Source organism: Tenacibaculum sp. A30 (assembly GCF_051200845.1).
Classification (GTDB): Bacteria; Bacteroidota; Bacteroidia; order Flavobacteriales; family Flavobacteriaceae; genus Polaribacter.
Genome location: NZ_CP195160.1, coordinates 138,503 through 150,003, shown reverse-complemented (window position 1 = coordinate 150,003; position 11,501 = coordinate 138,503). Strand labels below are relative to the sequence as shown.

The window sequence follows — 11,501 nt, the reverse complement described above, 5'->3', positions numbered from 1 at the left end:
GCCAACCCCACAAACAACGCTCTGAACTGAAATAAAATGCAAGAAAGAATTACACTAAAAGATACTTTTTCAAAATATACGCTTACATCAGGACAAAGTTCTCTTATTGACGAATTAGAAAAGTTCCTTTCCGACCAGACACCTTGCTTTTTATTGAAAGGTTACGCAGGAACAGGAAAAACATTTTTAATGAAAGGTCTTACAGATTTTCTTCTGCAAAGCAAAAGAAACTTTGTTATTGCTGCACCGACAGGACGAGCAGCAAAAGTTATTTCTCAAAAGACCAAACACAAGGCTTGTACTATTCACAGAACAATTTATTCAAGCAAAGAACTCAAAGAGTTTAAAACCAAAGACGAAGACGGAACAGAAACTTTCAAATTTTATTTTGAAATCAGGAAAAATGAAAACCCAACAAATACGGTTTATATTATTGACGAATCTTCAATGATTTCGAATGTATATTCGGAAGGCGAATTTTTCAGATTTGGTTCGGGCTTTTTGCTTCAAGACCTTATCAAGCACATCAACTTTGATAACAACGATTACAACAAGAAAATAATATTTATTGGTGACAACGCACAGTTACCACCTGTAAACATGAATTTTTCACCTGCACTTGACGGGAAATACTTGCAAGAAAATTGCGGACTTGTTTCAAACGAATTTGAATTGACCGAAGTTGTAAGACAAAAAGCAGATAGTGGAATACTTCACAACGCTACAAAAATTCGCAAATCTTTAAAAGAAAACATTTTCAATCAACTTGACATTAAAACAGATTTTAAAGACATCAACAAAACAAAATATGAAGAGTTGTTGCCGAAATATTTACAAGCCTGTAACAACACGATAGACGAAGAAACAATAATTGTTGCTTATTCAAATTCAGCCGTAAAAGGTTACAACGACTTTGTGAGAGATCATTTTTTCCCAAATCAAAAAACAATTACGGTTGGCGACAAAATAATTTTATTGAGCAATAACTACAATTATCCCCAAATGGAATTGCTAAATGGAGATATTGGTTTTGTTGTAGAAGTTTCAACAACAACTGAAAGTCGAACAATTCCACTAAAACAGAAAAACAGCAAAAACGTAGTTGAAGAAATAAATGTTCCATTAACTTTTCGGAGCGTTACTATTACTTTCACAGACGAAGATTTTAAGAAACACGACATTGAATGTAAAATCATAGAAAACTTGCTTTACTCTCATCAAAGAGATTTGAGTTCAGACGAATTGAAAGCACTTTATATTGATTTCAAAATCCGCAACAAAAATTTAAAATCCGGAACACAGCCATTTAAAGATGCTTTGCGTAGCGATAAATATTTTAATGCCTTACGCATTAAATTTGGTTACGCAATTACTTGTCATAAAGCACAAGGTGGAGAATGGGAAAATACATTTTTGAATTGCAAAACTTCAATGGGTTATTTCAATTCATCTTATTTCCGTTGGCTTTACACAGGAATCACAAGGGCAAAAGAAAACTTATTTACACTTGACGAACCGCATTTTAGTATTGCAAGCAATGTTCAGCCACCAAAAATTGAAAACATAATACCAAGAGAAGATATTATTGCGTTAAACACAGAAATTGCGGAAATAGAATTGCCATTTGATTTTTCAAATCAAACAAAATTCGTAAAACACATTTACCTTACAATTAGTGAATGTTTGAAAGATGAAAATATAAACATCAGTGACATCCGCCACACAAATTATTTGGAACATTATACTTTTTCACAAGGAAATGAAGTAGCTGCTTTCAAAATCAACTACAACAGCCATAATAAAATTACAATCATACAAAAACCTATAAATTCAACAGAATTTTCTGAAAATATTTATACGAAGCTTGCTAAAATTCAAAACAAGATAATTATAGTTGCAGAACCTGAAGCAGAAGAAATAAAATTTGAGTTTGAGCAGGAATTTTTGCGTGAACATTACGAATTAAGAAAAAAACAGGTAGCTGAAAAAAATATCAGTATAGTAAAAATAGACCACCATAATTATCAAGAGGTTTATACATTCCAGCGAGATGGATTTAATGCAGTTTATCGATTTTATTACAATGGACAATGCAGATTTACAAGAATTGACATTGACAGGAATCACACGACAGGTTTAGTTGAGGAAATTAATGAACTCTTATTAGAAAAAATTTCTTGATATGGATTCTAAAACCGTTTTTGAATTACGAAATGAAGCAAAGTATTTATCAGGAGTTGAAAAACTGAATAAGCTAACCAGTGCTTTAAACATTTCACGACAATTATATTTAGAAGATAGTTCAGACGAATGGACTCAAAAAGCATTAGCCTGGGTTCTCATAGATTTATGTAAACACTACATAGCAGTCAATAACTTAAATCAAGCAGGAACTTATTACAGAGAACTGAACGCAATAGATTTTCAAGGTTATGAAGATGAGATAATTGAAAATCAAAAAAAAAATCTTCGTCCAAAAATTGACACTAATTATTCGGAAATTCATAAAGCTGAAGAATTAAGTAAAAACGGGAAACATCAAGAAGCATTAGCTATTTGCAAAAACCTAATTTCTCAAAACCAGCTTACAGAATTGCATCACGAATCTTATGGTTGGATAATTTACCGATACATTAAAGCAGAAAAAAGCAATCTTTCATCTGTTGAAGTGCGAACGTTTTTGAGAGATTATATGAACTTAAAGAATGAAAGACCGTCTATGCTTCATTCTATGATTTTGAATTTTGCTTTAAACTATTCAAAAAATCACAGCGACTTTAAATTTTACAACTTTTTCCTTTTATGGAATCCTAAAAACTTGCGTTATGAAGACTTACACGATGGAACAAATCAAAATGGAGACAATATTCCGTCACTAATTTCAAGAATTTGTAAAGAATTTGTAAACTCAAATACGGAATTAGATATTGAGGAAGTTTTAAACAATATTGGCCTTGACAAAGAAACTGTTATAGACTTTTTCAGAGAAACTATTTTTTGGAACATTTTTAATACTCACAGAGAAAACAGATTTTCCGACTTGTGGAATTTATTTGAGCAATACAATAACAATTATTCCAAATACGGACAATCAAAATGGCATTCCGAAATTCTAAATCTTGCCGAAAGGTTTATGAAAGAAAATGACGATTGGCGTTTTCTGAATTTCTTTAAAAATTGGAATCCCGAGAATTTAAGAACTGACGATTGGAAAAAAACCAAGAAAGACGAAAACACATATAAACCATTAGCAACAAAGGCAATAAAAAAGACTTTTGAAATTCTGAAAACTCAAACATCTGAACAAGATTTATCTTGGCTAATCAAACCCTATGAAACTGCAATCAAATTATTTCCTGATGATGAATGGTTATTGAGAGAAAAAGCCTTACTACATTTCAAAAACAATGAATTAGAATTAGCAATCAAAATATACAAACAACTTGTTTTGGAACTTGCAAACAAACATTATGTTTGGCAAGAGTTTTCAGATTGTATTGTTTCAGACAATTCTTTAAAAATAGGAATGTTGTCAAAAGCATTAAGGTTAGAAAAAAACGAAGATTTTTTGGGCGACATCCATTTGAATTTAGCAAAAGTCATGATTGACGAAAATCTGTTAGAAAACGCACTTGTAGAACTTGAAGCATACAAAAAACATCGTGAAATAAAAGGATGGAAATTGTCATCAATTTTTGATGAATTACACAAAAAAGCAAGTTCAGTTAAGCAAAGCCTTAAAGACAATCGGGAACTATACAAAAAATACATTCCTTTTGCTGAAAACTTTGCTTATGCTGATTTTGATTGGACAGAAGTTGTTTTAGCGGATAATTGGAAAGACAAAAAGGGCAAAGAACGTTTGACTTTTACTAACGGAGAAACAATAGAGTTTTCTATTGGAAAAAATCGTTTTGAAGTTTTAAAGCATTCTAAATTAGGTCAGATTTTCAAATTCAAACTTCACAAGCAGGAAATTAAAAAAGAAATTGAAAACAACTTTTCTTGGCTTAGTAACAATATCATTACAGAATACAAATATATTCCTCTCATTGTTAACAAAACAGAAAAACAATATTGGGAAATACTGAATGACACTTTTGCGGTTGTTGATTACATCAACAAGGAGAAAAACATGATTCACGTAATTACAACGGATAACAAAGAAGTATTTTTCCCTCAAATAAAAAGTGAATTACAAATTGGCGATTTTATAACAGCAAAAAGTTACATCAAAAAGGTAAAAGACGAAAACAGAACAGAATTACGAAACATTCAGAAAATTAGCAAAGATTCTGTTCTTTCAAAATTCCAAACAGAAATTGCAATCGTTGACGGAATGAATGAACAAAAACAATTATTTCATTTTGTCATTTCTTCCAAATTGCAAGGAATTGTCAAATATGCAGATACAAACCTAAGACCAAAAGAAGGCGATTTTATTAAACTTTCTTATGCCTCAAAAATGGGAAAAGACAGAAAATTAAGAGTAAAAGTATTGAATATTGAGCTTACAAAAGAAGTCAACCCCAATTTGAGAAAGGATATTACAGGTCTATTAGAAGTAAAGTATAAGAACTATAATTACGATGAAGAAATACCCGACTTTGCTTTTATTGGTGATTATTACGTGCCTAAATATCTTATAGAAAAACATCAAATTATAGATGACTGTAGAGTTAAGGCAACAGCAATTTATGCAGGAGATAAATGGAAAGTAACAGAAATTGAAGAAATATAATACCAACGATACTTCCAGAATAGAAAATAAAGTATTAAAATACAACAACGTACCTTATGAAAGGTACTAGCCCAGTTATTCAAAATTATTTTTTATAAATCTACAATTATATAATTAAGGAAATCCATAATTATATATTAACTAGTTTTTAGTATTTTTAGGTCTTTTCAATAAAAATAAAGTGTTTTAATATACTACGACACAGTTTGTCGTACATTTCATTTATTTTATCTATAAATTAAAACAAAGGTTAGTGCTAAACTGAAAAGTTGGTAATTATTAATCCGCTACTATTCTTATACTAGACCATTTCTAATAATATGAAAAACGAATTTCAACATATCAATCATAGATTTGAAGATAATCCTGAAAAGGGATTTTTTGCACTAAATAAATTTAAGTCGGAAATAAAAAACCCGACTTTAGATTGTATTATTCAATCTGATCTTTTGAATAAAAAATATTTTTCAACAGAACAACAAAAAAATGAAACTCAAAGACAACTCGACCAACTGACTTCATATGTCGAAATGGTTGGTATTTATAAAGTTGACGAAAATGAGCAAATTGAACTTTACGGACCTATTTTAAAAAATAAACTAAGTTCATCCGATTTTATCAAATTGGACTTCAAATCGTATCTGACAAAAATACAAACCTACATAATGGAATGGACTGATGAAAATTGGAATCAACGTGTAGAAGCATTTCAAGAGTTTCATCAAATAGCGTTAGCGGAATTGAAAAATAATTCGGCAAAAGAAAGAACTTATTATTTTTTAGATGCTGAAAATATTGACAAAGAGAAGCTGTATGAAATAAACTGGTATGACTATTTTTTTACGGTAGTTTCAACACTTGAAAATTCTGACAGTTTACTAATAATGAATTATGGAAATGACTAAAAACTATTGGCAACAAAACCATATATAAAAAACTAATTATATGCTATTTAAAGGAATAAACAATCAATCTATTGAATTTAAAATAACGAATTATCAATTTCCTGAAATAACAGACTGTGGTTATGACTCAAATTGGTTAATGGTTTTTGTAAAAGTCAAAAGCAATTTTGGTGATTGGGAAGCGACTGACCCTTCTCTTTTAGTCAGTGATTTAAAAGAGATTGTAGAATGGTTTGAAAAGCTCTCAAACAACAATCAAATCGATTCTGATTCGCTTTGGTTTATGGAGCCTAATTTGGAATTTCAATTAATAAAAAACCAATCGGATTTAAAAACTGTTCGAATTACATTTGACATGGAACTTCGACCAAAAAATCCAGATAATTCAAAGAAATATTTTGTTGATTGTGAAATGGATAATGAGGAGTTGAAAAGAGTGGTTAAAGAACTAACAAAACAACTAGAATCCTTTCCAGAAAGAGCTACCGAATAAAAAAAGCAAACATAAAGCTTTTGACAACTATAATTACTAACTTTTCCGCAGCTTAATTTTTACCAGGAATTTGTTGGTGTATTTTAATCAATTAAAAAAATAAACTATGAATGAAATAATCTGTCCAAATTGTAAAAAAGCTTTTAAAGTAGATGAAGCAGGATATGCCGATATTTTAAAACAAGTACGCGACCATCAGTTTGAGGAAGAATTAAAAAACAGACTTGATTTAGCTAAAAAAGATAAGGAAAGTGCCATCAAACTTGCAGAAGCAACTATAAAAAATGCTTTACAAGAACAACTTGCCGAAAAAGATAAACAACTAACCGAATTAAAAGCTAAGAGTGAAACAGAACTAGCCCAAAAGCTATCAGAGAAAGAAACTGAATTGGTGGAATTGAAATCTAAAATTCTAAATGCTGAGTCTGAGAAAAAATTAGCAGTTTCTGAAGCGATTAGACAAATTGAAAAACAAAGAGACAGTTTAGAGAACGATTTAAAAATAAAAGATACAGAAAAAGAGCTCCTTGAAAAATCGATAACAGAACAATTCAATAATAAACTTGCTGTTAAGGAAGAAACTATTAAAATGAAAGATGATGAAATTACAAGACTAAAGGATTTCAAACAAAAACTTTCAACTAAAATGGTTGGTGAAACCTTGGAGCAACACTGCGAAATTGAATTTAATAAACTCCGAGCAACTGCATTTCAAAAAGCATATTTTGAAAAAGATAATGATTCGAGTAATGGAACAAAAGGAGATTATATTTACAGAGAAACCGATGACGATGAAAACGAAATCATTTCAATAATGTTTGAAATGAAAAATGAAAATGATGAAACTGCTACCAAGAAAAAAAATGAAGACTTCTTTCAGAAACTTGACAAAGACCGTAAAGAGAAAAAGTGTGAATATGCGGTTTTAGTATCGTTGTTAGAGTCGGAAAATGAATATTACAATAATGGAATTGTAGATGTATCTCATAGGTTTGAGAAAATGTATGTTATTAGACCACAATTCTTCATTCCTATAATTACGCTTCTTCGTAATGCAGCGATGAACTCTTTAAAATACAAGCAAGAATTAAACTTAATAAGAAATCAAAATATTGACATTACAAATTTTGAAGATAAAATAATTAAGTTTAGAGAAGGTTTTGCGAAAAACTATTTATCTGCAGCAAACCATTTTGAGAAAGCAATTGAAGAAATTGATAAATCCATTGCGAGAATGGAAAAAGTAAAACAAGAATTAAGAACATCAGGAAATCAATTAAGGCTTGCAAATCAAAAAGCAGACGGATTAACCATTAAAAAATTGACGTATGGAAATCCGACAATGAAGGCTAAATTTGATGAAGCTAGGGAGGAAAGAGAATAAACTACTTTACTACTTATGAAACATACAGTAGTACGTCACTAATTGACGTACTATCAGGTTATTTTAACTTCAAAAACAAAATAGAATGAAAGGTTATACAGATACTTATAAAAAAGATTTCTACAATCTAAAAGAAAAAGCCTCTTTAAATGAAAATGATTATGAACCAAGAGATTTTTATGATTTAATAGAACAAATAAATGGTGATCTTCAATATTTAGAAGAACAAGCAGAAAGGCATCCCAACTACAATTATTGCCCTGATATAGATATTCCTGCCTCTATTGAAATTGAAAAATTATCATTATTTAAAAGAGAAATTGAAAACTTTATTAGAAACAAAGAAACTATTAATAATGACATAGAATTAGATATAATGTTTCCTGACAGGCATGATGACGATTTTGATGAAGAGTCTATGAATTTTGACAGTATATATGGGAGCGATTAAGCTCTCTTATTTTTTAGACTACTACTCACATAATGAATAAAAACACAGCAAGAATATAAAAGTAGTTTAATAAATAGTGTTGTAATAGAAAATAAAAACTGTATAGATGGAAAACGTGTTAATTAAAAGTTTTGTAGAAGAACAAAAAAACATAAGAGCTAATACAGATGTAAGAGTATATAGCTGCACACTCGAAGACTTATTTACAGACCAAGTAAAAGGTTTGTCTGGCAAGTTAAGTATTCCAGAATATCAAAGACCTTATGTTTGGCAACAAAAACAAATCAATCAAATTTTAGGAGGCTGGAGAGAACATCTAAATAAGCAAGAAGATGATAAACCTATGTATTATCTAGGAAGCATTATCTTACATCAAAATGATCAAAAACTTAATATTATTGATGGTCAGCAACGCCTTACCACCGCTTTAATTTTAAGAAAGATTATTGCTCCACATAAAAAAAGTGGTATTAACTATACCTCTGGAATAAGTATTCGCAATATTAAAGCAAATTATCAGTACCTAAAACAACTGAATGATGAAGAATCTTTAATACACTTAGATTTTACTAAAATCAACATCACTCTTGTCGTAACTAATACAGAAGATTTAGCCTATACATTTTTTGAAACGCAAAACACCGGTGGAGTTCGTCTAAAAGGAAGTCATATAATTAAAGCTCATCATTTAAGAGCCATACAAGATAATCGCATAGTAAACTTTCAGGCTCGCAAATGGGAAGCAATCTCAAGTAATAAAGTAGAAAGCATAACGGCATTACTAACCAAAGCAAGGTATTGGGATAGCAAATTGTGGAGAGATTTCCCTTCATTTAGAAATAAAAGAGAACTAAAACAATCCTTAATAGAAGAGTTTACGCTTCTTACACATAACGATGATGAAAATCTATCGTATCACTATAGCGTAATAAAAAATGAAGGAGACAAAAAGTATCAATTACAAGAGAGCGACTATAAACAAATAAGACAACCTTTATCTGACGGAAACAACACACTTGACTATATTACAGAGTACATTGATTTATATCAAATTTTATTTGAACAAAATGACCATAGAGCCTCTCAAGAATTTTATGAGCTTCGTGAAGCTTTAATCGATAAAAATTATGGCTCCGTGTTTTTAAAGGAATTTTACCAAATAGTGCTTATGTGTTATGTTAGTCGATTTGGTTTTTACAAACTATTTGAAGCTAGCTTATGGTTATTCAGAGCAATATATTCAATGCGATTAACAATGAATAGAAATGTAGTTGAAAAAAGTATTTTTAAATATGCTCGTGAAACTATGATTATCAATCATATAGTGGAATCTTATACACCACAGCAATTATTTAATCATTTAACTAAATACAAGTATGAGTTGAACCCTAACAATATGGAGGAAAATTACGCTAAGGGACGTCATATTAACTGTATTAAAGCCTATTTTGGTAAAAATACCATAAATACAATATCATATTACACCACTAATTTAAATCAATTTGACAAAGATTTATTAAAAGGAATTCACTCTAAAATAAAGACTAACTATGCTTAATAAATTCACTACAAAAATTGTAAGCCTAAGTACTTTAAATAATTATAGTTTTATAATTCCTACCTATCAAAGACCTTATGTTTGGGGCGAGGAACAAATAAAAAAGCTTTTAGACGATGTTTTACTTTCTTTCACTACAAATAAAGAAAGTATTTACTACATCAGTACTTTTCTTACAAAAGAAGTTGGTGATAAAGCTGAACTAATTGATGGACAGCAACGTTTTACCACTCTTTGGTTGATAGCTTTAGTTTTATCTGAAATGACTTCAAACAATTCAGAAATTAGTACTTTTTTAAAAAAAGGAGATGAATTGAGACTTTCTTTTGAAATTCGAGACGAAATTAAAAATTATCTCAAAGCTTTACTTAAAAAAGAAAGTACTAGTAAATTCTTAAATGAACACTTTATAAAAAAACATCCTTATCTTGAAAATATAGCTGAAGCATTATCAACAATAAAAGGGTATTTTTTACAATTATCAGAAGACTACAATTTAAATGAATTTGGTAATTACATATATACGAATGTAAAACTGATAAAAAATACCACCCCTACAAATACAGATTTAAACAAGCTATTTACTACTATTAACAGTGCTGGAATTCAATTAGAACAAACCGACATTATTAAAGCTCGTTTATTAAATCTTATAAAAGATGAAAAAATTAAATTTAGCAGAATATGGGAGAGTTGTGAAAACATGAATAACTATTTTGAAAGAAATGTTCGACAAGCTTTTCCGAATTGGAAATCGTTTAATTTTAAAAAACCTTTTGATTTTAATGATAATTTGTTTCAACATAATGAAGATGTTATTGTAACAAATCCAAAAGATATATTTAGTATTGATGATTTATTAGAACATGATTATGAAACTGTAAATATTAATACAGACATAAAAAGTAACCAAACTGAAGAAATTAACGAAAATGAAGTTTATTGTCGTTCAATTATTAACTTTAGTCAGTTACTACTACACATCTACCGTATTCATTTATTTAAAGAAGGAAAAACAGACTTTTCGGAAGAGTTTCATAGTAAAAACTGTATTGCCATTTTTAACGAAATGATTAAAAGAAATAATACAGAAGAAATAAAACGTTTTTTTAAACTGCTTTGGAAGGTTCGTTTTGTTTTTGACATTTATATTATAAAATGGGTTACTAATATTGAAAACAAGACTGAGCAACTTGAGCTTATGAATATTAACTCAAATACTGATGGATATTATTCTAGAACTAAATACGAACCTTCTAGTAATCTTATGCTACAAAGTATGTTGTATTTTACTGGTGATTATTTGAGACAATATTGGCTAACTCCCTATTTAAATTATTTACTACAAGATTTTGACAATGTAGCTCCTACAAATAATAGCCATTTAGAATATTTAGAAAAAATGGATAATATAATTTCTACAAGAGGAGGAAAAAGTGAAAAGGAGCTTTCTTTTGAGTATTTAAAAACTAATGAGTTTACACAACAAAGATTAGATATTGAATACTTTAACATGCATTTAGGAACAGGCTTTAAACATTATTGGTTTCAAAAATTAGAATATATACTATGGAAAAACTGGAAAGATAGAGAAGAGAAAAATTTTAAAAATTATAGAATAACTTCTAGAAACTCTGTTGAACATATTTATCCACAAAATCCTGAAAATAGGATACAACACCCGGAAATTGAAAATAAGCACCTACATTGCTTTGGTAACTTAGTTTTATTAAGCGTTGCACAAAATTCTGAGTATAGTAATAAATCTGTGAGTGTTAAAAAATCTATGTTTGGAGAGAAAAAACATACTTATGATACATTAAAGTCTTTCTACATCTTTCAATCTAATCAATGGACACCTAAAGAAATTGAAGAACATAAATCAGAAATGATTAACCTATTAAAAATGCATTATGAAAAAACTTTCTTTTAAATAGAATTATATAATTCCATACTTATATGATTATAT

Annotated in this window: 8 protein-coding genes; all 8 read left to right on the top strand. The window is 29.3% G+C overall.

The genetic code is table 11. The features are described 5' to 3' along the window. The first annotated feature begins 36 nt into the window (after nt 1-36). Nucleotides 37-2,181, top strand: coding sequence for an ATP-dependent DNA helicase (locus ACR9ES_RS00685; protein WP_299002206.1), 2,145 nt, complete (start codon nt 37-39; stop codon nt 2,179-2,181). 1 nt (nt 2,182) lies between these two features. Then, a complete protein-coding gene (locus tag ACR9ES_RS00680) occupies nt 2,183-4,741 on the top strand; it encodes a tetratricopeptide repeat protein (RefSeq protein ID WP_435254702.1) in 2,559 nt (852 codons plus the stop codon). Between the two features lie 320 nt (nt 4,742-5,061). Continuing rightward, nucleotides 5,062-5,646: a hypothetical protein gene (locus ACR9ES_RS00675; RefSeq protein WP_299002210.1), complete on the top strand. Its 585-nt coding sequence runs from the start codon at nt 5,062-5,064 to the stop codon at nt 5,644-5,646. Nucleotides 5,647-5,686: 40 nt separating this feature from the next. Beyond that, nucleotides 5,687-6,139, top strand: coding sequence for a WapI family immunity protein (locus ACR9ES_RS00670; protein ID WP_299002212.1), 453 nt, complete (start codon nt 5,687-5,689; stop codon nt 6,137-6,139). A 106-nt stretch (nt 6,140-6,245) separates the two neighbouring features. Further along, the gene (locus ACR9ES_RS00665) at nt 6,246-7,523 is read left to right on the top strand and encodes a DUF2130 domain-containing protein (RefSeq protein ID WP_299002214.1); all 1,278 of its coding nucleotides are present in this window, start codon (nt 6,246-6,248) and stop codon (nt 7,521-7,523) included. 85 nt (nt 7,524-7,608) lie between these two features. After that, nucleotides 7,609-7,974 (top strand): hypothetical protein, encoded by a 366-nt coding sequence (locus tag ACR9ES_RS00660; RefSeq protein WP_299002216.1) that lies wholly within the window; start codon nt 7,609-7,611, stop codon nt 7,972-7,974. A 106-nt stretch (nt 7,975-8,080) separates the two neighbouring features. Beyond that, complete coding sequence (locus ACR9ES_RS00655; RefSeq protein WP_299002218.1) at nt 8,081-9,532, top strand: DUF262 domain-containing protein; 1,452 nt, start codon at nt 8,081-8,083, stop codon at nt 9,530-9,532. Next, nucleotides 9,525-11,465, top strand: coding sequence for a DUF262 domain-containing protein (locus ACR9ES_RS00650; RefSeq protein ID WP_299002220.1), 1,941 nt, complete (start codon nt 9,525-9,527; stop codon nt 11,463-11,465). The genes ACR9ES_RS00655 and ACR9ES_RS00650 overlap by 8 nt, the downstream gene beginning before the upstream one ends. The last annotated feature ends 36 nt before the right edge of the window (nt 11,466-11,501 follow it).